The following is a 21,235-nucleotide window of genomic DNA, read 5'->3' on the forward strand; positions in this document are numbered from 1 at the left end:
AAAAGTGCATTTTACCCCTTGCACTTTTTAGGAGCTTATACGGGAGTATTAGAAACCGTCAATGGAAAATTAGACAGTAAGGCTAGTATCAACTATTCAAAGGTATAGTTCTAGGGCCTTCATCAGTGCCAAAAGGTCACTAGGTATAGGTGCCTCTGTGGATATATAGGCACCGGTGCGAGGGTGCAGAAATCCTAACGTTCGGGCATGCAGCGCCTGTTTGTTGAATGCGTTCAAAATCTGTTGCGCTTCTAGGTTGAGTTTACCAGCTGGTCTGTTTCGGCTGTAAACCGGATCACATACAAGTGCGTGCCCAATATGGTTCATATGAACACGAATTTGATGCGTCCGTCCGGTTGCAAGGCGGCATTCAACAAGGGACGCCAACGAGTCGTCGCGAGTTTGCAGAGTCTTGTAGTGTGTGAGGGCATATTTTCCCCCTTTTTTGACCACTGCCATCTTTTTCCGATTGCGCGGGCTGCGGCCAATATTGCCTTCGATATCACCTGAACGGGGGCGGGGAACACCCCACACGACCGCAAGGTAGGCACGCTCAATGTTTTCCTTGTCCTCGGCAAACAGGTTTGAAAGGGCGCGATGGGCGGCATCGTTCTTGGCGACCACCATTGCACCGCTTGTGTCCTTGTCCAGCCTGTGCACGATCCCCGGGCGTTTAACCCCGCCAATACCCGAAAGACTGTCCCCGCAGTGGGCCAGAAGCGCATTCACAAGCGTTCCACTTTCATTGCCGGCCGCAGGATGAACAACCATGCCGGCGGGCTTGTTGATCACGAGCAGGTCTTCATCTTCAAAAAGCACATCAAGTTTGATGTCTTCGGGTGTGGGTTCGGCCATTTCCGGTTCGGGAACACTCAGATCAAAAACATCACCAGCCTTGACCTTGGCAGACATCTTGGCTGCAGGCGTGCCATTGACGCAAAGCTGACCGTCTTCGATCAAGGCCTTGATCCGCGAACGTGACTGATTGGGCCAGGCGGTCGCCAACACCTTATCAAGGCGGGCACCTTCGTCCTGGTCTGTCGCGGTATAGGTCAGGTTTTCAGACATCGTTTGCTATTGGCATGGTTTGATTTGGTGACTGTAATGATGCATGTGTTCGCCGCTTTTAGCGCTTTGTCCGGCGATTGCAACGAATTGCGACAACTTGCTTCATTTGGCGTTGTTGCCTTGCAATTGATCGTGCTTGTCGCTATGGCCTTGAAACAGGGTACGTATGATCGCGCTTGTGGCGAGCATGCAGGTTTCATCAAACTTTGTCAGTTGGAAATACGATGCGTGTAGTTAAGGCTCTGGTCGCGTTCATGGGCATTCTGATCGTGGTGGGTATCGGACTTGTCGTCTATGGCCTGTCGCTTGAAAAGAACGCCCCAGACACAAGTGTCGAGCAAAATGCACCAACGGTGACGCCGTCCGTGCCATTTGCAGGTGGCGATAATGCGGCCGCGCAAGGTGCTCTTGGCACGTTCGGTGATGTCGTTATCGACCTTGAAGAAGGTGAACGTCTTGTTGGCTATTCTGTCGATGGTGCGCAGGCAACGCTCCATATCGAAGGTCGGAACGGGGATAGAGCACGTCTTGTTATCGTTTCCTTAAGCGAAAAGAAGGTCCTTGGCCGTATCCTTTTACAACAGGACGCGCAGTAGTCTGAAACCACAAGGGCGTGTGCAGCGATGGCAAACGGGCAGGGGATCGCAAACAACAACTCGTCAGGTGGCGATGATCAGACCCACATCGCGCTTGGCAAAGCCCTGCATGAAGAAATACGCGATTTTGCCGCTGTTAGATGGCCGGAGGAAGCCTGTGGACTTCTGATTGCGGCCATCGATACCCCGAACCGGATCGATCGTGTTGTGTTTGCGCGCAACGTCGCGGAAGATCCGCTAACCACGTTTGAAATTGATCCGCAAACCCTGATTGATGCGCATCGTACTGCGCGGCAAAAGCGGGAGCGCGTTGTGGGATGTTTTCATTCCCATCCCAATGGCAAGGCCCTGCCATCGCCGACAGATCGCGCACGCGCTGATGAAAATGGTTTTTTGTGGCTGATCATTGCCACCGAACATAATCGTGCAGGCGACAGCGGCCTTTATCGCATCATTCACCAATCAACCGCCGACGCGGCAGAGCAATCTGAACTGCGCTATTTCCGGCGCTGCCAGATTATTGGTGGCTAAGGTTTGGTAATGCGCCTTGGTTTACCCTTCCAGTGCTTCGACAATCTGCTTTGGCGACAGTGTCCCAATCGCAGTGTCTTTGGCATCACGCACCGTCATTGACGTGCCATTGGCAAGCGCAACAGGCAGGATATCGGCAAGACGTGCATTTGCCGCAATGCTCGGCCAGTCTTCATTTACCGCTTGGCTTTCTCCAGACGTGATCGGCTCCATAATCGACTTTGCGCGCAAGACGCGTGATCTGTTCACATCGCGCGTAAAGGCCTGGACATAGTCATCTGCGGGCTTAAGCACGATCTCTTCCGGCCGTCCGGCCTGCACAAGCTTGCCGTCTTTCAGGATCGCGATCCGGTCGCCGATCTTAAGCGCCTCGTCCAGATCATGGGTAATGAACACGATGGTCTTGTGAAGCTCCGCCTGAAGCTTCATCAGCTCATCCTGCATGTCAGACCGTATCAATGGATCAAGGGCGGAGAAAGCCTCATCCATCAGCAAGACTTCCGGATCGGTGGCAAGTGCCCGGGCAAGGCCGACACGTTGCTGCATGCCGCCCGATAGTTGATCAGGATATTTGGCCTCATACCCCGCCAGACCCACACGTTCGATCCATTTAGATGCGGCGGCTTCGCGTTCCTTGCGCGCAGTACCCTGGATTTCGAGCCCATAGGCAACGTTATCCATCACGTTGCGATGGGGAAGCAGGCCAAAGCGCTGAAACACCATGCCAAGCCGCTTGCGGCGAAAGGCATTCAGGGTCGGAATATCCATCGCAAGGATATCTTCGCCACCAAATGATACTTCGCCCGCTGTCGGATCAATCAGGCGATTAAGATGGCGAATAAGCGTTGATTTCCCCGATCCAGACAAGCCCATGACGACGAAGGTTTCCCCTTGTTCAATCGACAGGGAGACATCGTGAAGACCAACCGTATGACCGGTTTTGGCAAGGATTTCATCCTTGTCTGCACCGCCCTTTACCAGTTCAAGTGCGGATTGCGGATCAGGCCCGAAGATTTTGAAAATATTGCGGATCTCGATGTAACTCATCACGCGTCCTCCGCATCGTGCGATCGTTGTGATCGCTTGCCATAGGCCTGACCGATCCGGTCAAACACCACGGCCAGAAGCACAATCGCAACCCCGGCTTCCATCCCCGCACCAACGTCCAGACGCTGAATACCCATCAGGACCTGTTCCCCCAATCCGCGTGCGCCAATCATCGAGGCAATGACGACCATCGAAATTGACATCATCGTCGTCTGGTTGATCCCGGCCATGATGTTGGGAAGTGCGAGCGGCAACTGCACACCAAACAGGATCTGCTTGCGGCTGGCGCCAAAGGATCGCGACGCTTCAAGCACTTCCTGATCAACAAGCCGGATACCAAGATCGGTCAGGCGCATGACGGGCGGGGCGGCATAGATCACCGTCGCCAGAATGGCCGGAACCTTGCCCAATCCAAACAACATCAGGGCAGGGATCAGATAGACGAAACTCGGCATGGTCTGCATGGTATCAAGGATCGGCAACATGACGGCCCGCAAACGATTGGACATTGCCATGGCAATGCCGACCGGAATGCCAATCAGAACCGATAGCGATGTCGCGACAATCATCAGGGCAAGGGTTTGCATTGCCTTGTCCCAAAGACCCAGCATGCCAATGGCAAACATGGCGATGACCAGCCCGACAACCAGCTTCCAGTTCTTGCTGGCATGCCAGGTGATCGCGGCAATGGCGATCAAGACCACCCACCAGGGTGCACCACGCAAGACCTGCTCGAGTGCCACCAGAACGGTCAGCAAACTGTCGGCAAAGGCCTCAAACGCCGCGCCGTAATTGACCACCAGCCAATCAACAAACTGATTGACCCACTTGCCCAAAGGCACATTCAACTGTTCTGGAAACATGGCGCAATTGGCCCGATCTGCTCAAAAAATCAATGAGCGTAAGAGCCTAACAAGATCACGTGGACCGCGCGACAGTAAATCGAACTATGACTGACATCTCCTGACTTCTTTTGGTAGCCTGTTAATGTGATTGATAATCCAGAGGCCAGCCAAAGCCGTAAATCATAGACAATATTGTTTTCCTGAGAGGTTGCGATGATCACTGTGTTCTTTGATGGAAAATGCGGTTTGTGTTCGCGCGAAATCAATTACTACCGCAATATCGCACCAAAAGGCGTTTTCGAATGGCGCGACGTCACGGAACACGCAGGCGATCTTGAAAAGCACGGCATCTCACTTGTCGAAGGGCTAAAGCAAATGCGTGCCCTAGATTCAGATGGGCGATGGCATGCAGGTGCTGATGCGTTCATTTTGATCTGGCGTCAGCTAGACAGATGGCGTGTTTTGGCAGCGGTTATTGCTCTGCCTGTTATTCGGCAGATCGCAAATCTTGTTTATCGCCTATGGGCCGCATGGCGCTTCAAGCGCCTTACACACTGCCAGTTGGCGGCTTTTGAGGATGGATCCCGGCCGACCTAGTTTATTCAATTATCGTCGTATTTTTCTTGCTAAACAAAACACCCCACAGGATTTCTCCTGTGGGGTATTCGAGTGATTTATTGGTGGTGTTACTTACATCGCGCTTTCAACACGTGCTGCAACATCCGCTGGCACCCAAGCTTTCCAGACGTCCGGCTTGGATTTCAGGAAATGCATCGCTGCCCCATCGGGCTTTTCGTCATTTTCCTGCATGTAGGCCAGCATTTCCGAGACCAGCGCGTTGCTGGTTTCGTAGTTGGTCAGGAAGGTGATCAGGGTTGGTGCAGCGGCTTTGAAGTCGTTGTTCACACCAATCGTGATTGTGCTTTGCGGGTAGGCGGTTGCCTTGGTCGGGTTTTCTTCTGTTTTCAGCGCATCAAAGATCGACTTGTCATAAGCCGGTTCTTCAAGACGCGTGCTGTCATAAAGACCCATCACCCAGGTTGGACCCCAATAGTAATAAAGGGCCGGTTTACCGCGTTTATGCGCCGATGCGATGGCAGCCGAAAGGGCCGCACCGGTGCCCGGGCGGAAGTTGGTGAAGCTGTCATCAAGGTCATAGGCACCAAGCTTGGCCGAATTGACCTTTTCACAGACCCAGCCCGACGGGCAGTTATAAAAACGCCCCTTGCCGGGTTCTTCCGGGTCTTCGAACAGTTCGGTGTATTTCGCCAGATCATCGACTGATTTCAGGTCCGGCGCCATCGGTTCAATGCCGCGTTCGGCATCGCCTTCGATGACATAGCTTGGTACGAACCAGCCTTCGACGGCGTCATCGAAGTTCACCCCGATCTGGCTGACATTGCCGGCTTCTTCGGCCTTGGTCCAGGCTTCGGCAACGTTGTCGCGCCAGATTTCCATGACGATATCAACGTCCCCTTTGCCGGCGCCTGTCAAAAGCGGGATGACATCGCCGGGCAGGGCATCAGTCTGACAGCCATAGCCCTTTTCAATGATGAAGCGGGCAACAGCGTTATGGAAAAGCGCACTGTCGTAATTGAGACCGGCAAACATCACCGGTCGATCAATCTCGCATGTGGCATCTTGCGCGTTTGCGCTTGAATGAGAAGTAAATGCAAGGCCAGCGGCCAAAAGCATTGCGGCTCCGGTAGGCAGGGTTTTCATCCTTCTGTCCCTTCGTGGTTGCGGTCCGGAATCGCATCAAATGCATGGTCGGTGCGGGATGTCCGCAATCGTCGGGAATCCCTCTGGTCCCGACTTGAATATGACCGTGCCCCTGATACAGGTGCTGCAATTCTAGACTTGGCTGTCAAATGCGCGCAACCCCCGGTATGAGATGTCACGTCGACGTGATGTTGAAATCATTGCACAATGCTCCTGACAGAGATGGCAGGAGATGTCAGGTGGTGTGATTTACGGTTGTCGCGGGGATTGGTTTAATTTGTCTGGCTTTGTCGTTATGTTGGGCAAAACACATTACCGGGCATTTTGAATTGAGGGCCGCCATGATGCATTCCAGCCTGTTCGTCTTTGATATCGAAACCGTGCCCGATATTGATGTTTTGCCGCAATTGACCGGTGAAACCGCACCCGATCCGGAAACCGGGCGCAAGATGCTGGAAGACTATCATCTTGAAATCACCAATGGGCGTAATGGCTTCCCGCGTCAGCCGTTTCACAAGGTGGTGGCGATCAGTTTTCTGCGCGCGACCATTCAGCGCGACGGCGATCTTGAAATGTATGAGATCGAAGAACTGCGATCGGGCGGGGAGCTCGCATCCGAGGAAAAAGACCTTGTGAATGGCTTCTTTGCCTATTGCGGCAAGCTGTATCCGCGCTTGGTCAGTTTCAATGGGCGCGGGTTTGATCTGCCGGTTTTGAAATACCGCGCGATGAAGCACGGGGTGTCGGCCCGCTGGCTGCATCAGGCGTCAAACAAGTGGGAAAACTATACGGCACGCTATGCGCCGCATTGGCATTGTGATCTGGCCGAAGTTCTTTCGGATTATGGGGCTTCGGCCCGCACCAAGATGAACGAGGTCTGTGCCGCCCTTGATCTGCCGGGCAAGACCGGGGTGGATGGCAGCAAGGTTTCAGACATGTTTGACAATGGCGAGATTGATGGCATTCGCCGCTATTGCGAGACGGATGTTCTGAATACCTATTTGCTGTATCTGCGCCATGCGCTTCATACCGGGATGACCGATCATGATGGCTATAACCATGCGATCAATCTGACCGTGGGCTGGCTTGAAGAACGGGCAGGCGACATTCCCGCCTATCAGGAATTCCTCGATGCCTGGAAGCAATCGAGTGGCGGGTCGTTTAATGTGCTTTGATATGGCCCAACGTTGAGCCCAAGCATGACATCAGAAGTGAAGTCCGTCACATTTTGACACCCTGTCTAGCAAATTTGTGTTGAATTAAATGCGAGTTGATCTTAATTGCATTGAATATGCAAGTGAGTTGCAACGTCAGTACGTTTCAACGTGTACCCAAATCCAACAGGGTCAAATTCAACAGGGATCGTTCAAATGGATATCAAGAAACTCGTCGGTGGTGCGGTATTCGGCGCAACAGCGATGGCTGCGACAACCGCGATGGCACAGGAAGTTAATGTCTATTCCCTGCGTCAGGAATTTCTGGTCGAACCGCTTTTTGAAAAGTTCACCGCTGAAACCGGCATCGACGTCAATGTGATCTTTGCTGAAAAAGGTTTGGTTGAACGTATCAAGCAGGAAGGCGCGAACAGCCCGGCCGATATCCTGATGACCGTCGATATCAGTCGTATCCAGCAGGCCGTTGACGCCGGTGTGACCGAAGCGGTTTCAAACGATACCTTGGCCTCCAATATCCCGGCCCATCTGCGCGATCCGGAAGGCCATTGGTTTGCCCTGACCCAGCGTGGTCGCGCGATCTATGCCTCCAAGGAGCGCGTGGCAGAAGGCGAGATCACGTCTTACGAAGACCTTGCCGACCCGAAATGGGAAGGGCGCATCTGCACCCGTTCCGGCACGCATGTTTATAACGTTGCGCTGTTTGCCTCGATGATCGCCGTTCATGGCGAGGAAAAAGCCAAGGAATGGTTGCAGGGTCTTAAGAATAATCTGGCGCGCAAGCCGCAGGGCAATGACCGCGCACAGGTCAAGGCGATCAAGGAAGGCGTTTGCGATCTTTCGATCGGCAACACCTATTACTACGGCAAGATGCTCGACAATGAAGAACAGCGTCCTTGGGCCGAGGCCGTGAACCTTGTCTTCCCGAATCAGGATGGTCGTGGCATGTCGATGAACATTTCGGGCATGAGCCTGATTGCCGATGCGCCGAACCGCGAAAACGCCATCAAGCTGATGGAATTCCTGGCCGGTGATGTTGCGCAGGGCATCTATGCTGAGGTCAATTACGAATATCCGGTCAAACCGGGCGTCGAGTGGGCCGAAAATGTGAAGTCCTGGGGCACTTTCAAGGCCGATGAAGTATCGCTGGCCGAGATTGCCCGCCTGAGCCCGGATGCGATCAAGATGGTCGATGAGATCGGTTATAACGAATAGTCAAACCGACTGAGTTTGATGAGCTTTTTGAAAGGGGTGGTGTAATGCCACCCCTTTTTTCAGTTTGGGTACGCCATCGCCGGCCGGATGCGGTCGCGCATTCGTGACTTCGGGTATGGCTCTTATGTGGTTTTCTTGCTTGCAAAAGGCGGGGCGGGCCCTTTAATTTCGGCCACAGCAAATACAAATCATTCCTAATTGCTGTGCGACCTGCAGCTGATCCAAACGAGGCATTTATGATTTCTCTGCGCAAAACCGTTCTTGGTCTTGTTGTTTCCGCGATGGGGTTGTCCATGTTCCCCACCGCCCATGCCGCAGAGGAAGTTAATGTCTATTCGCTTCGACAGCCCTTTCTGATCGAACCGATGTTCAAACGCTTCACCGAGGAAACAGGAATTCGCGTCAATACGCTTTTCTCGCAAAGTGGACTGGTGGAGCGCATCAAGCACGAAGGGCGCAATACCCCGGCCGATCTGCTGTTGACCGTTGATGTCGGCCGCATTCAGGATGCAGTCGATGCCGACATCGCCCAGCCGATCGAAAGTGCCGTTCTGGACGCCAATATCCCCGATCAGTTCCGCGATGAAGAAAAGCTTTGGGTCGGGATGACCACGCGTGCACGCGTGCTTTATACCTCGCTTGATCGGGTGGAGCCGGACGCCATCACCACCTATGAAGAGCTTGCTGATCCGAAATGGAAGGGGCGCATTTGTGTGCGTTCGGCCATGCATGTTTATAACATTGCCCTGATCGCCTCGATGATTGCCCACCATGGCGAAGAAGAGACCAAAACCTGGCTGAGTGCGGTTAAGGACAATCTGGCGCGCAAGCCGCAAGGCGGGGATACCGACCAGATCGAGGCGGTGTCACAGGGCGTCTGTGATGTGGCGATCGGCAATTCATACTATTACGGCAAGATGCTGGATGATCCGAACAAGGCCGATGCCGCCAAGCAGGTGCGCATCGTCTTCCCCAATCAGGGGGATCGCGGCACGCATGTGAATATTTCCGGTGTGGCGCTGATGAAATATGCGCCGAACAAGGAAAACGCCATCAAGCTGGTGGAATTCCTTTCAAGTGCCGAAGCCCAGCACATGTATGCCGATATCAATTTCGAATATCCGGTCAAACCGGGGGTCGCCTGGTCCGAAAGGGTTCGGGCCTGGGGCACGTTCGTTCATGATGATTTGCCGCTCAATACGGTTGCGGCCAATCGTGGGGCGGCGATCCGTCTGATTGATGAAGTCGGCTTTAACGAGTAGACCGCACGCCCATCCCAAGGTATCAAGACCGGCCAACCCGCACAGGGTGGCATGATCCGCGACGCAGGAAACGGAAACAGCCTTGAACAACGCTTGCCAGACGCCAGAGGAAGAGGATATCCGGCCCGCCGCCGTGACGGAGACCTTTGACCCGATGCGTGCACCATCCGGGCGCACGGCAATGCGTTGGTTGCCGCGTGGTCAGTCGGCTGTCTGGTTGATCGGGGCGTTTATCGTTGCGGCGATGGTGGCAGCACCGATTGTAGCCGTGGCGTGGATTGCGTTGTTCCCGACCGAGAATATCTGGCCGCATCTGGCTTCAACCATGTTGCCAAGGTACCTTAAAAACACCGGCATTCTGATGCTGGGCGTTGGCATCGGGGTGACCTTGATCGGGGTTGCCTCGGCGTGGGTTGTGACCATGTGCCGACTTCCGGGCAAGCGTTTCTTTGAATGGGCGATGCTGCTGCCCATGGCGGTCCCGGCTTATATCGTGGCCTATGTCTATACCGATCTTCTGGAATATGCCGGGCCGGTGCAGGGGATGCTGCGCGATATGTTTGGCTGGCAATCGGCGGCTGATTACTGGTTCCCCGATATTCGCACCAAGGGCGGTGCGATCATTGTGCTTAGCCTGACGCTGTATCCTTATGTTTACATGCTCGCACGTGCAGCCTTCCTGTCGCAATCGATCTGCGCGATTGAAGCCGCCCGTATTCTGGGACGGAGTGCCTGGAGTTCGTTTCTTACGGTCGCGTTGCCGTTGGCGCGACCGGCAATTGTTGTTGGCGTTGTGATTGCGTTGATGGAAACGCTCAATGACTTTGGCACGATTGATTTCTTTGCCGTGCATACCCTGACGGCCGGTATTTTTAATGTCTGGCTTGGTATGGGAAATGCCGGTGGTGCTGCCCAGATTGCCCTGACCATGCTGGCTGTTGTGATCGCATTGATGGTGATTGAGCGCTATTCACGTCGCCGCCAGCGTTTCCATGACACCACCAGCCGTTTTCAGGAACTCCCGGGCTATGAACTGAGCCCGCTTGCCAAGGCCGGGGCGTTGGCGGTTTGTATCCTGCCGATTGTGCTGGGCTTTGTCGTGCCGTCGCTGGTGCTGATTTATTATTCCATTGGCTATTTTGATCAAAGCTGGACGGCGGATTTCTTTGAAATTGCCGGTAACAGCCTTTTGGTATCCGGGCTTGCGACACTTGTTGCCGTTGGCTGCGCGATATTCATGGCCTATGCGCTGCGCCTGTTCCCGCAACCGCTTTTGAAATTCTGTGTCCGTCTTTCATCGGTCGGCTATGCCGTGCCGGGCGCGGTTCTGGCCATCGGTGTTTTGATCCCGTTTGCACGGTTTGACAACGCGTTGGACGCGGTGATGCGCGATACCTTCGGCATATCGACCGGGTTGCTGCTAAGCGGGACGGTATTCGCGTTGGTCTTTGCCTATGCAGTGCGGTTCATGGCGGTATCCTATGGCTCGATCGAAGCTGCCCTTGGCAAGGTTCGGCCAAGCATGGATGATGCGGCGCGCACCTTGGGCGAAAGCCCTTGGGGAACGCTAAAACGCATTCACTTCCCGATGGTGCGTGGTGGCATTTTGGCGGCATCGGTGCTGGTCTTTGTCGATGGCATGAAGGAACTGCCAGCAACGCTTATTTTGCGTCCGTTCAATTTTGATACACTGGCCACCCATGTCTATCAGTTCGCCAAGGATGAAATGATTGAACATGCTGCCCTTGGGGCGCTAACCATTGTGCTTGTCGGTGTGGTGCCGGTGATTATGCTGAGCCGTGCAATTTCAAAATCCCGTCCGGGGCATAGCGGACAATCCTGATGCGTCCCGCCGATGATCGGGCTATCCTGATTGCGGATGGGAATACAAAACAAGATCAAGGGCGGCAGGAAACTTTCGGAATGCAAACAATCAAACCGGGACTGACAACACTTTCCAATGCGCTCGACATTGCCTTTGCCGAAGTGCCGGTGATGACGCCATCCGAAGAACGCCCGATCAGTGATTGCTACGGTGCGATTTTGCGCAAGGACGTCATTGCGCGGATTTCTGTGCCGTCGGTAGATAACTCGGCAATGGATGGCTACGCCCTGCGTCATGCCGATCTGGCCGCAATAGACGGCCCGGTTTCGGTCGTTGGTGCATCGTTGGCTGGCCACCCTTATGACGGAACCCTGCCAATGGGATGCGCGATCCGTATTGCGACGGGGGCAGCGATCCCCGATGGCGCGGATTGCGTGATCATTCAGGAAAATGTCAAAGCCAATGCCGATGAAACCATCATTGAAATTGATGCCGACGTGATCGCACGCACAAGTTTGCATCAAAATATCCGCTGGCTGGGTGAAGACATCAAAACCGGTGATACAGTTTTGAAGGCAGGCACAATCCTGCGCCCACAGGATATTGCGATTGCGGCCGGGCAGGGATTTGGCAGCTTGTCGGTTGCGCGGCCCCTTAAAGTTGCTGTCTTCTCCACCGGAGATGAACTGGCCAAGCCCGGTGATCCGTTGCCGCCGGGGGGCATTTATGATTCCAACCGGTTTGCAATGATCGGGATGTTGCGGTCCATAGGTTGCGAGGTCACAGACCTTGGATTGCTGACTGATAATTTTGATGTGTTGCAAAACGCGTTGTCGAGCGCGGCAAAGTCGCATGACGTGATCATGACATCTGGCGGTGTTTCGGTCGGCAAGGCCGATCTTCTGAAACCGGTGGTCGACAGCCTTGGTGAAATCACCGCCTGGAAGCTTGCGATCAAGCCCGGCAAGCCTTTGATGCGCGGCAAGATCGGTGATTGTCTGGTGATCGGGCTTCCGGGGAACCCGGTATCAGTCCTGGTCTCAGGGTTGCTCTATGTTTTGCCATTGCTGCGCCATGCGATGGGCGCGGATCATTCCAAATTGGCGCCAACACGTATCCCGGTCCGTGCCGGGTTTGATTTCAGGCGTGGCACCGGACGCAGGGAATGGTTGCGTGCGCGTCTGGTGCAGAATGATGACGGCGAATTCGAAACGATTGCTTTTTCTTCGACCAGTTCAGGGATGCTGTCATCAATGGTCTGGGCCGAAGGTCTGATTGAACTGCCGGAAAATTGCGGACAGGTCTCCAAGGGAGATCAGGTTCTTTATTTGCCGCTGCAAGGCCTGCAGTGACTTCATCAAAAATGATCCACATCATTGCAAACGAACATGGTTTGCCGGACTGTTGGATCGTTTCCAATCCGCGAAAGTGAATAGAATGACGATATCGGTGACGTTTTGTGGTGCTGCTGGTGGGGTGACCGGGTCTTGCTATTTTTTGCAGACCGATCAGGGCAATTTTCTTGTCGATTGCGGTATGTTCCAGGGCAGCAAAACCGTCCGTGAATTGAACTATGGCAAGTTCCCGTTTGAGGCGGACCGGATTTCGGCTGTGTTGCTGACGCATGCGCATATTGACCATACCGGCCTGGTGCCCAAGCTGGTCAAGGCCGGGTTTGGCGGGCCGATTTATGCGACGGAGCCGACCTGTGATCTTCTGACCTATATGTTGCCGGACTCGGGATACATTCAGGAAAGCGAAGTCGAACGTCTGAACCGTCGCAATGCGCGGCGCGGTCGTCCGGAAGTCACCCCGATCTACACCCGTGAAGACGCGGAAAATACGCTTTCGCAGCTCAAGACTGTCGACTATCACGAATGGTTGCCGGTGATCGACGGCGTGCGGGCGCGATTCTGGGATGCGGGGCATCTTCTTGGTTCCGCGTCGATCGAGGTGGAGATTGAGAACGGCGACAAAGACGGTAAACCGACAAGATTGCTGTTCTCGGGTGATGTTGGAACCGGTGAGGCCGTATTCAACGAAGCGCCCGAGGCCCCGACGGGGGTCGACTATCTGTTTGTCGAAACCACCTATGGCGATCGTAACCGTCCGGTGATGACCGACGAAGAACGCCGCGAGATGCTGCGCAAGGAAGTTCAGGATGCGCTGGGCAATGGCGGCAATCTGGTTATTCCGAGTTTTGCCGTTGCCAGAACGCAAGAGTTGCTTGTTGATCTTGCGCATCTTTTCAACCGCGGCCAGTTGCCACCGGCAAATGTCTTTGTCGATAGCCCCTTGGCGCAACGTGCGACCGATGTATTTGCCAAACACCTGAAGCGCGGCGACGCACAGGCGCTGTCGCATCCGAAGTTCCATATGGTGCCGGATGTTCAGGCCAGTAAGCAGCTCGCACAGGTCACCAGCGGTGCGATCATTATTTCCGCAAGTGGCATGTGCGATGCCGGTCGCATTCGCTATCATCTGAAGAACAACCTGTGGCGGCCTAATTGCACTGTGCTTCTGGTCGGTTTTCAGGCGGCGGGCTCTTTCGGGCGTGTTTTGCAGGGCGGGGCAAAACATGTGCGGATCCACGGCGATGAAATCGAAGTGCGTGCCCGTATTCGGACGTTGGACGTTTATTCCGGCCACGCCGATCAGGACATGCTTTTGCAATGGACCAAGAACCGCTTGCCAGTCGCGCGTCAGATTTTCCTCACCCACGGTGAAGAAGGCGCACGTGCGGCATTCCGCGAAGTTCTGATGGCGCACGGCATCGAGGAAAAGCAGATTTCCATGCCGATGCTTGATGATACGGTCACCCTCAAGAAGGGCAAAGGCCAACCGGCTATTCCGCAGGCACGTCTTTCGGGTGAAGAACTCTCGCGCGATGACTGGCATAATCTTTATGCAGGTACAGTAACTGCGCTTTCGGAAAAACTTCGTTCGCTTGAAACCGCGGAAGAAAGAAAAGAGATGCTCGAAAAAGTCTTGCGCGATATCGGTTCAGTATGAGAGCAATTGTCCAGGAGCTGAAAGAAGGGCGCAAACCCCGACTTCACGGATTTACTTGCCATAAACAAAGAACCTGTCACCCTGTTTATGGGTTGTGCGGGGAACTGAGATCACTACGCATACGGGCGGGGATATGTCAATCGTAGGGAATTCCGGATATCGGGTTCTGATATACAGCCATGATACCTTTGGGCTTGGGCATTTGCGCCGTTGCCGTACGATTGCGCATGCCCTGGTATCGCATCGCGATGATGTATCTGTACTGATTTTGTCAGGCTCGCCGATTATCGGCAGCTTTGAATTCCGCTCGCGCGTGGACTTTGTCCGCATTCCGGGCGTGATCAAGCTGTCGAATGGCGAATATACTTCGCTTAACCTTAATATCGATGTCGACCAGATTCTGGCGATGCGAGAATCGATTATCCAGCATACAGCCGATGTGTTTAACCCGGATATCTTTATCGTTGATAAAGAACCGCTTGGCTTGCGCGGCGAGGTCGAGTCTACCTTGCAGATGTTGCGCCATCGTCGCACCCGTTTGGTGATGGGCTTGCGCGATGTGATGGATGATCCCGTGAACCTGCGCGAAGAATGGGACCGCAAGCAATGCGTTCCGGCCTTGGCAAATCTCTATGACGAAATCTGGGTCTATGGCCTCAAGGAAATCTGTAATCCGCTCGAAGGGATCGACTTGCCCCCGGGCGTTGAAGAAAAGATGTCCTATACCGGCTATCTGCCACGTACTGCCACTCGCAGACCCGCACCCGAGCACGGGGCGCTTGGTCTTGAAGAACCGTATTATCTGGTAACGACAGGCGGTGGCGGGGACGGCGTCAATCTGGTCGATTGGGTGATTAGCGCCTATGAAACCGATCCGGACATTCCGGTGCCGTCGCTGGTTGTTCTCGGACCCTTTATGGGGCCGACACAGCAAAACGAATTCATGAAGCGTGCGGAAAAGATCGACAAACTGTCGGTCATTACCTTTGATGCCAATGTCGAAGTGTTGATGCACAAGTCGGCCGGCGTGATCGGCATGGGCGGTTACAACACCTTCTGCGAGATCCTGTCCTTTGATAAACCGGCCGTTATCGTGCCGCGTACTGTGCCGCGTCTTGAACAGTATGTTCGCGCTGCGGCGGCAGAAAAGCTTGGTCTGGTCAGAATGCTGACCGAAGACGGTGGTCGCGATCCGCGCGAAATGGCCGACGCACTGCGTGGTCTGATACATCAGCCAAAACCGTCACATGTGACTGTTCCAAACCTTATGGGCGGACTGGATCGCGTTGGCGAATTGGTTGATCGCTGGCTTCCGCCACAAATGGCCGCAGAATAATTCATCGGGAATAGATTTGATGGAACGCGACAATCTGGCAATCGTGGTGAAGGGTTATCCGCGATTGTCGGAGACCTTTATCGCCCAGGAAATTTTGGGTATTCAGCAGGCAGGCATTCCCTATCGGATTGTGTCGCTGCGCCATCCAACCGACAAAAAACGCCATCCGATCAATGATCGCATTACAGGTGCGGTCGATTATCTCCCGGAATATGTCTATCAGGAACCGATGCGGGTTTTGCGTGGCTGGCTTAAGGCCCGCAAGATTCCGGGATATCGTCGTGCCCTGAATATCTGGTGGCAGGATTACCGCCGGGACCGCACTGCCAATCGCGCGCGACGACTTGCCCAGGCCATGGTGATGGCCGCCGAGCTGCCCGATGATGTGACCCGCATCTATGCCCACTTCCTGCATACCCCGGCATCTGTGGCGCGCTATTGCGCGATCATGCGCGGTTTGCCGTGGTCCTGTTCGGCGCATGCCAAGGATATCTATACAAGTCAGGACTGGGACATGCGCGAAAAGCTGCGCGATATGGATTGGCTGGTGACCTGTACAAGCGCCAATGTCGATTACCTTCGTAAACTTGCTGAGGATCCGGATAAAGTTAATCTGCTCTATCACGGACTGGATTTTTCGCGTTTCCCCGAAGACCTTCCAGAAAGACCTCTGCGCGATGGGACGGATGCCGATAACCCGGTAAGGATCCTGTCGGTCGGGCGACTGGTGGGCAAGAAGGGCTATGACGACCTTCTGCGCGCCTTGGCCAAGTTGCCAGCCGACCTTCATTGGCGGTTCGTTCATATTGGTGGCGGCGATGGTGAAAAATATCAAAAACTTGCAACGGAGCTCGGCATAGCGGACCGCTGTGACTGGCAAGGGGCGCGTGATCAGAAAGAAGTTATCGCGGCATGTCAGTCGTCCGATTTGTTCGTACTGGCCAGCCGGATTGAGAAGGATGGTGATCGCGACGGGCTGCCAAACGTTCTGATGGAAGCGCAGCTTTGCGGACTTGCTGCGGTTTCGACTGCAATTTCGGCCATTCCTGAACTGATTAAAGACGGCGTAAACGGCAAACTTGTGCCCGAACGTGATCCGGATGCACTTGCGAGTGCGCTGAAAGCCTTGATCACTGATCCCCGTCTTCGAGAAACCATGGGTCGTAAGGGCAATGAGATTGTGCGTCGTGATTTCTCGTTCTATCGCGGCATGAAGGAACTGGCGGAACGTTTCGGTGTTAACTCCCAGTCCGACGAACAGGCTGCAATCCCCGCCGAACAACCCGCCGCAGAGTAGGAGGCACGCACTTGCAGGTTGCCTTTTACGCCCCGCTAAAGCCGACTGACCATCCTGTTCCGTCGGGTGACCGCCTGATTGCCCGCATGCTGTGTGAAGCCCTTCAGTCAGCAGGTATGAAGGTCGATATTGCTGCCCGCCTTCGTAGCCGCGTTGCTGATGGCAATGTCCTTAAGCAGGCGCGGCTTGCCGAACTGGGTACCAAACTTGCTGCCCGTTTAGTGCGCCAGTACCAATCGGGGTTCCGTCCCAAACCGGATATCTGGTTTACCTATCATATTTATTACAAGGCACCGGACTGGATCGGGCCGATTGTCGCCGATGCGCTGGGTATCCCGTATGTGGTGGCCGAAGCATCCTTTGCCCCAAAGCGTGCAAACGGGCCATGGGGACAAAGCCATCTGGCAGTCGAGACAGCAATTAGGCAGGCGGATGCAGTTTTCTCACTCAATCGGGTCGATATGGAATGCCTTGCACAGGTCTGCCAACCGGATCGTCTGCACTTCCTGCCGCCCTTTACACGTGTCGCGTCATGGCATGTCGGACAGCGGGTAGCAATCAATCCAGAATGGGTGCGGTTGGTGACAACCGCAATGATGCGCGATGGTGACAAACTGAAATCCTATGCGCTTTTGGCAGACGCACTGGGTCGCCTCAGGCGCAATGGTGTTGATAACTGGCACCTGACAGTGATTGGTGATGGCCCAGCGCGTCAGGAGGTCGAGGACCTTTTTGAAGAACATGGACTTGGTGAAGACAAGGTTTCACTAGTGGGCCTGAAAACACCGGAACAAACCAAAGATATTCTCGCGCAGTCAGATTTGTTCGTATGGCCCGCGATCAATGAAGCCTTCGGAATGGCATTGCTTGAGGCCCAGTCTGCGGGGCTTCCGGTTCTGGCGGGGGATACTGGCGGTGTGTCGGGTATTGTTTCATCCGGTGTGACCGGGTGGCTTGTGCCTGTTGGTGATGTCGATGCTTTTTCAGACCGTTTAGCGGAATGCCTTGGGGCGGATATTGCCGTACTGCGCGATATAGGTGCCGCTGGCGCATCGAAAGCAGCGCAGCATCACACGCTTGAAGCCGCAGCTGATCTTTTATCCACCACATTCAAGAAAATCATCCCGGGTCACGTTTCGTCACAAAACGGGCAGGGTTTGGTATGAAACAGATCCGTTTTGCATTGCTTCGCCACGGTGTCACGGCCTGGAATACCGAAAAGCGCATTCAGGGACGGACAGATATCTCAATCAGGCCCGAGACAGCTGCTTGGTATCGCCAGCACCGCTTGCCCGCCATGTGGGCCAATGTCCCGTGGTTTTCTTCGCCCTTGTCCCGGACACGTGAAACTGCAGATGCGCTTGGGATCAGAACCGTTGCCACTGAGCCCGCGTTCATTGAAATGGACTGGGGTACGTGGGAGGGCCAAAAACTGTCGGATCTTCGTGCAAGGATGGGGGAAGACCTTCGCGCCAATGAAGACCGTGGATGGGATTTTCTCCCAGATGATGGCGAAAGCCCGCGTGATGTCTTGAACCGGGTTGCGACATTTCTAAAGGATTGCGACCTGCCGGAATTTGGTGCGGTCACCCATAAGGGCGTGATACGTGCTGTCTATGCTGCAGCACGTGGATGGGACATGATGGGCAAAATTCCAGACAAACTCGATTGGCACTGTTTGCAGGTGTTTCAGTATACTGATGAGGCCGGGCTCTCTGTTGAAGCACTCAATGTGCCGCTTGCGCCTGCGCAGGAGTCTGCGTGATGAGTGACGTCATGGTTTATGTTCAGCACTTGCTTGGCATTGGTCACGTCCGCCGTATGGCGTTGATCAATCAGGCGCTTCGCGATAAAGGGCTTGGCGTCACGGTCGTAAGCGGCGGTGTGCCCGATGACAGCCTTGATTTCGCGGCCAATGAAGTTGTTCAGCTTTCCCCGTGCAAAACATCCGATACTGGTTTCTCTGGGCTTGTCGATCCGGAAGGGAACGCCTTGGGGGACGATTGGCAGGAAGAACGTAAAAGACAACTCCTGACCGCGTTAAAGGAAACCGCGCCGAAACTGCTTCTGGTCGAAATGTTCCCATTCGGGCGCCGCGCATTTCGCTTCGAGTTGATCCCGCTATTTGACGCGGCGGTTGAGGCAGGCATTCCGATCATTTGTTCTGTCAGAGACCTTTTGGTGCGTAAAAAAGACATCGGCAAAACGCGATGGATGCGTGATACCGCGCGTAAATATCTTGATGCGGTTCTGGTGCATGGTGATCCGCAACTGTTTGGTTTTGATCGCAGCTTTGAGTTCGCCGACGATATATCGGACCTGATCGCCTACACGGGATATGTCGCACCAAAGGTTGCCAATGACGTCTCGGATGGTGTTGAGGCAGATCGTAGCGGTGTTCTCGTTTCTGCTGGCGGTGGTGCCGTCGGGGCTGAACTGATCAGGCTTGCAATTTCTGCCCGCGCGCATTCGCAAAAATATAGCGACGCTATTTGGGATATTGTCTCTGGGCCGCATTTTCCCTCAGATCAGTTCGATATTTTGCGCGGCCAGTTGCCCGACGGTGTGATCCTGCATCGGTTCTTGCCCGATTTCCGTGAACGGATGGCGCGTGCCGCCGTTTCCGTTTCACAGGCCGGATACAACACGCTGATGGATGTGTTGGCGACACGAACGCCAGCGGTCATGGTGCCTTTTGCGGAAGGCGGCGAAAGCGAGCAAACCGAACGTGCAGAAGTCCTTGCCAATGAAGGGGTTATTTCCCTGCTTGATCTTGATGGCCTGTCTGCGCAATCATTAGCAAAACAAATAGATAACGCCAGACAGCCAAGCGGGATTAAAATCGCGCTGGATGGCGCAAAAAGAACTGCGTCAATCATCGCAGAAAAGATCAAAGGGCAGGCATGAGCAGCTGGGACCAATTACGCGCAGAGCTTGATCTGTGGCAGTCGGAAGACCGGATTGCCACCGCGTGGTGGCGTGACGACGATGCTGTTTCTGTTACCCCGGCGCTTGAGACGCTTCTGCGTTTCGAACAAGACTATAAAGTGCCACTCGCCCTTGCGGTTATTCCGGCGGCTTTGCAGGATGACCTTGTCGAACGTCTTGTCGAGACGCTTGATACACGTGTGTTGCAGCATGGCTGGTCCCACCAGAACCACATGCCAGAGGGACGCAAGAAACAGGAACTCGATGACGTGCGCGATATTGGCGATGTCGTTGCCGATCTGCGCCATGGGTTTTCGGTTCTGCAATCGCGTTTTGGCAATCGTTTCTTGCCGGTCCTGGTGCCGCCATGGAACCGGGTGGCCGAAGATGTCGTGGCGGCTTTGCATTCCCTTGGCTTTTGCGGGATCAGCACATTCAATGCCCGCAAGGCGGCAGAGCCGTACAAAGGCATCATGCAGGTCAACACGCATGTTGACGTCATTGATTGGCGTGGAATACGCGGTTTTGTTGGCGAAGACGCGGCACTTGGCGCGATGATTGAACATCTGGCGGCGCGGCGAACAGGGCAGGTCGACGCGGATGAGCCGACGGGCATTCTGACCCATCATCTTGTCCATGACGAGGCCACCACGAAGTTCCTTGATAATCTGTTTTCTATGGACCATTCAGCCTTGCGCTGGTTGAGAATACCTGGAGTATTTCCATGGCAATAAGGCCAAAACAACACGTGGAACCTGAACAGGCACCGGCCCCCGAGGCCCCCAGTGTGCCAAGCACCGTGCCAAGCACTGTGGACCCGGTAAAGCCGGCAGGTGTTGGTGACAGCGAAGTCCAGACGATGGGCTATCCATCCAAATTGATGGCCCCTGATCTGGCGAAATCAATTGTCGGGCTGCTGATTTGCGGGGTTATCGCGCTGATTCCCGAGATGCTCGCAATCATTCAATGGACGTCGGCCGGGCTTGCTTTGCTGTTCGTTTTCTATTTTGCCCGCACGGTTATCCGCTTCCAGTCAAAGATTTATGTATCGGAATACGGCATTCGGCTTTCAAGTCTGCGCGGTGGAACGGCTTTTGCCTGGCCGGAACTTTCAAAGTTCCGTTTGCGTTACTTTAGTACCAAGCGCGATGGCAACAAGGGATGGTTCGAGCTGACCCTGCAGGCAGGGGATGCGAAAATTGTCGCAGAATCAACACTGGATGGTTTTGACGATCTCCTTGAAATTTCTCGTGATTGGGCGAAAGATAACCAGCTGCTTGTCGATGACGTCACAAGAACAAACTTGATGCGCATGGATGAGGCCGAAACACTGGTTAAGGCCGCGGCATCCGAACGCAAACACGGTGGTACCAACTAGA

The 21,235-nt window shown here is 54.4% G+C and carries 20 protein-coding genes; 16 read left to right on the forward strand and 4 right to left on the reverse strand.

Features of this window, described 5'->3' with window-relative positions:
• Positions 1 to 96: 96 nt before the first annotated feature.
• Positions 97 to 1,068 (reverse strand): RluA family pseudouridine synthase, encoded by a 972-nt coding sequence (locus tag WBY09_RS09710; RefSeq protein WP_287445361.1) that lies wholly within the window; start codon positions 1,066 to 1,068, stop codon positions 97 to 99.
• Positions 1,069 to 1,292: 224 nt separating this feature from the next.
• On the opposite strand from WBY09_RS09710, the gene WBY09_RS09715 reads away from it, so the two are divergent.
• Entirely contained in the window at positions 1,293 to 1,664 is a 372-nt protein-coding gene (locus WBY09_RS09715) for a hypothetical protein (protein ID WP_197147611.1), read from the forward strand.
• Between the two features lie 27 nt (positions 1,665 to 1,691).
• Positions 1,692 to 2,195, forward strand: coding sequence for a Mov34/MPN/PAD-1 family protein (locus tag WBY09_RS09720; protein WP_197147610.1), 504 nt, complete (start codon positions 1,692 to 1,694; stop codon positions 2,193 to 2,195).
• A 21-nt stretch (positions 2,196 to 2,216) separates the two neighbouring features.
• On the opposite strand, the gene WBY09_RS09725 is transcribed toward WBY09_RS09720, so the two are convergent.
• Complete coding sequence (locus WBY09_RS09725) at positions 2,217 to 3,242, reverse strand: quaternary amine ABC transporter ATP-binding protein (protein ID WP_197147609.1); 1,026 nt, start codon at positions 3,240 to 3,242, stop codon at positions 2,217 to 2,219.
• The gene (locus WBY09_RS09730) at positions 3,242 to 4,105 is read right to left on the reverse strand and encodes an ABC transporter permease (protein ID WP_064780883.1); all 864 of its coding nucleotides are present in this window, start codon (positions 4,103 to 4,105) and stop codon (positions 3,242 to 3,244) included. The genes WBY09_RS09725 and WBY09_RS09730 overlap by 1 nt, the downstream gene beginning before the upstream one ends.
• A 195-nt stretch (positions 4,106 to 4,300) precedes the next feature.
• Here WBY09_RS09730 and WBY09_RS09735 point away from each other — a divergent pair, with 195 nt between their 5' ends.
• A complete protein-coding gene (locus WBY09_RS09735; RefSeq protein WP_197147608.1) occupies positions 4,301 to 4,684 on the forward strand; it encodes a thiol-disulfide oxidoreductase DCC family protein in 384 nt (127 codons plus the stop codon).
• A gap of 93 nt (positions 4,685 to 4,777) precedes the next feature.
• Here WBY09_RS09735 and WBY09_RS09740 read toward each other — a convergent pair whose 3' ends face one another.
• Positions 4,778 to 5,809 (reverse strand): ABC transporter substrate-binding protein, encoded by a 1,032-nt coding sequence (locus WBY09_RS09740; protein WP_197147607.1) that lies wholly within the window; start codon positions 5,807 to 5,809, stop codon positions 4,778 to 4,780.
• A gap of 341 nt (positions 5,810 to 6,150) precedes the next feature.
• Between WBY09_RS09740 and WBY09_RS09745 the strand changes: the two genes are divergently transcribed.
• From WBY09_RS09745 to WBY09_RS09805, 13 genes are all read left to right on the forward strand, one after another.
• Positions 6,151 to 6,984: a 3'-5' exonuclease gene (locus WBY09_RS09745; RefSeq protein ID WP_197147606.1), complete on the forward strand. Its 834-nt coding sequence runs from the start codon at positions 6,151 to 6,153 to the stop codon at positions 6,982 to 6,984.
• Between the two features lie 195 nt (positions 6,985 to 7,179).
• Complete coding sequence (locus WBY09_RS09750; RefSeq protein WP_197147605.1) at positions 7,180 to 8,196, forward strand: Fe(3+) ABC transporter substrate-binding protein; 1,017 nt, start codon at positions 7,180 to 7,182, stop codon at positions 8,194 to 8,196.
• A 236-nt stretch (positions 8,197 to 8,432) separates the two neighbouring features.
• Positions 8,433 to 9,458 carry a Fe(3+) ABC transporter substrate-binding protein gene (locus tag WBY09_RS09755; RefSeq protein ID WP_197147604.1) on the forward strand — a complete coding sequence of 342 codons (1,026 nt, stop codon included), beginning with the start codon at positions 8,433 to 8,435 and terminating at the stop codon, positions 9,456 to 9,458.
• Between the two features lie 154 nt (positions 9,459 to 9,612).
• A complete protein-coding gene (locus WBY09_RS09760; RefSeq protein ID WP_371810700.1) occupies positions 9,613 to 11,301 on the forward strand; it encodes an ABC transporter permease in 1,689 nt (562 codons plus the stop codon).
• Between the two features lie 80 nt (positions 11,302 to 11,381).
• The gene (locus WBY09_RS09765; RefSeq protein WP_197147603.1) at positions 11,382 to 12,635 is read left to right on the forward strand and encodes a molybdopterin molybdotransferase MoeA; all 1,254 of its coding nucleotides are present in this window, start codon (positions 11,382 to 11,384) and stop codon (positions 12,633 to 12,635) included.
• Positions 12,636 to 12,720: 85 nt separating this feature from the next.
• Positions 12,721 to 14,295 (forward strand): MBL fold metallo-hydrolase, encoded by a 1,575-nt coding sequence (locus WBY09_RS09770; RefSeq protein ID WP_197147602.1) that lies wholly within the window; start codon positions 12,721 to 12,723, stop codon positions 14,293 to 14,295.
• A 133-nt stretch (positions 14,296 to 14,428) separates the two neighbouring features.
• Positions 14,429 to 15,631 carry a glycosyltransferase family protein gene (locus WBY09_RS09775; protein WP_063089861.1) on the forward strand — a complete coding sequence of 401 codons (1,203 nt, stop codon included), beginning with the start codon at positions 14,429 to 14,431 and terminating at the stop codon, positions 15,629 to 15,631.
• A 19-nt stretch (positions 15,632 to 15,650) separates the two neighbouring features.
• A complete protein-coding gene (locus WBY09_RS09780) occupies positions 15,651 to 16,928 on the forward strand; it encodes a glycosyltransferase family 4 protein (RefSeq protein WP_336232623.1) in 1,278 nt (425 codons plus the stop codon).
• Between the two features lie 11 nt (positions 16,929 to 16,939).
• Positions 16,940 to 18,094 (forward strand): glycosyltransferase family 4 protein, encoded by a 1,155-nt coding sequence (locus tag WBY09_RS09785; protein ID WP_286792200.1) that lies wholly within the window; start codon positions 16,940 to 16,942, stop codon positions 18,092 to 18,094.
• Positions 18,091 to 18,693, forward strand: coding sequence for a histidine phosphatase family protein (locus tag WBY09_RS09790; RefSeq protein WP_197147599.1), 603 nt, complete (start codon positions 18,091 to 18,093; stop codon positions 18,691 to 18,693). The genes WBY09_RS09785 and WBY09_RS09790 overlap by 4 nt, the downstream gene beginning before the upstream one ends.
• A complete protein-coding gene (locus WBY09_RS09795) occupies positions 18,693 to 19,835 on the forward strand; it encodes a glycosyltransferase family protein (RefSeq protein ID WP_336232624.1) in 1,143 nt (380 codons plus the stop codon). The genes WBY09_RS09790 and WBY09_RS09795 overlap by 1 nt, the downstream gene beginning before the upstream one ends.
• A complete protein-coding gene (locus tag WBY09_RS09800) occupies positions 19,832 to 20,590 on the forward strand; it encodes a polysaccharide deacetylase family protein (RefSeq protein WP_286792205.1) in 759 nt (252 codons plus the stop codon). The genes WBY09_RS09795 and WBY09_RS09800 overlap by 4 nt, the downstream gene beginning before the upstream one ends.
• 14 nt (positions 20,591 to 20,604) lie before the next feature.
• Entirely contained in the window at positions 20,605 to 21,234 is a 630-nt protein-coding gene (locus tag WBY09_RS09805) for a hypothetical protein (protein ID WP_252724132.1), read from the forward strand.
• Position 21,235: the final 1 nt, after the last annotated feature.

This window comes from Thalassospira sp. CH_XMU1458 (assembly GCF_037027205.1).
GTDB lineage: Bacteria > Pseudomonadota > Alphaproteobacteria > Rhodospirillales > Thalassospiraceae > Thalassospira > Thalassospira tepidiphila.

What these genes read in the sequence shown, in the direction of transcription:
- WBY09_RS09715 (WP_197147611.1), top strand. Translation starts at nt 1,293, where the DNA reads ATGCGTGTAGTTAAGGCTCTGGTCGCGTTCATGGGCATTCTGATCGTG.
- WBY09_RS09725 (WP_197147609.1), bottom strand. Translation starts at nt 3,242, where the DNA reads ATGAGTTACATCGAGATCCGCAATATTTTCAAAATCTTCGGGCCTGAT.
- WBY09_RS09740 (WP_197147607.1), bottom strand. Translation starts at nt 5,809, where the DNA reads ATGAAAACCCTGCCTACCGGAGCCGCAATGCTTTTGGCCGCTGGCCTT.
- WBY09_RS09755 (WP_197147604.1), top strand. Translation starts at nt 8,433, where the DNA reads ATGATTTCTCTGCGCAAAACCGTTCTTGGTCTTGTTGTTTCCGCGATG.
- WBY09_RS09720 (WP_197147610.1), top strand. Translation starts at nt 1,692, where the DNA reads ATGGCAAACGGGCAGGGGATCGCAAACAACAACTCGTCAGGTGGCGAT.
- WBY09_RS09750 (WP_197147605.1), top strand. Translation starts at nt 7,180, where the DNA reads ATGGATATCAAGAAACTCGTCGGTGGTGCGGTATTCGGCGCAACAGCG.
- WBY09_RS09710 (WP_287445361.1), bottom strand. Translation starts at nt 1,068, where the DNA reads ATGTCTGAAAACCTGACCTATACCGCGACAGACCAGGACGAAGGTGCC.
- WBY09_RS09770 (WP_197147602.1), top strand. Translation starts at nt 12,721, where the DNA reads ATGACGATATCGGTGACGTTTTGTGGTGCTGCTGGTGGGGTGACCGGG.
- WBY09_RS09775 (WP_063089861.1), top strand. Translation starts at nt 14,429, where the DNA reads ATGTCAATCGTAGGGAATTCCGGATATCGGGTTCTGATATACAGCCAT.
- WBY09_RS09800 (WP_286792205.1), top strand. Translation starts at nt 19,832, where the DNA reads ATGAGCAGCTGGGACCAATTACGCGCAGAGCTTGATCTGTGGCAGTCG.
- WBY09_RS09735 (WP_197147608.1), top strand. Translation starts at nt 4,301, where the DNA reads ATGATCACTGTGTTCTTTGATGGAAAATGCGGTTTGTGTTCGCGCGAA.
- WBY09_RS09760 (WP_371810700.1), top strand. Translation starts at nt 9,613, where the DNA reads ATGCGTGCACCATCCGGGCGCACGGCAATGCGTTGGTTGCCGCGTGGT.
- WBY09_RS09795 (WP_336232624.1), top strand. Translation starts at nt 18,693, where the DNA reads ATGAGTGACGTCATGGTTTATGTTCAGCACTTGCTTGGCATTGGTCAC.
- WBY09_RS09780 (WP_336232623.1), top strand. Translation starts at nt 15,651, where the DNA reads ATGGAACGCGACAATCTGGCAATCGTGGTGAAGGGTTATCCGCGATTG.
- WBY09_RS09730 (WP_064780883.1), bottom strand. Translation starts at nt 4,105, where the DNA reads ATGTTTCCAGAACAGTTGAATGTGCCTTTGGGCAAGTGGGTCAATCAG.
- WBY09_RS09790 (WP_197147599.1), top strand. Translation starts at nt 18,091, where the DNA reads ATGAAACAGATCCGTTTTGCATTGCTTCGCCACGGTGTCACGGCCTGG.
- WBY09_RS09765 (WP_197147603.1), top strand. Translation starts at nt 11,382, where the DNA reads ATGCAAACAATCAAACCGGGACTGACAACACTTTCCAATGCGCTCGAC.
- WBY09_RS09745 (WP_197147606.1), top strand. Translation starts at nt 6,151, where the DNA reads ATGATGCATTCCAGCCTGTTCGTCTTTGATATCGAAACCGTGCCCGAT.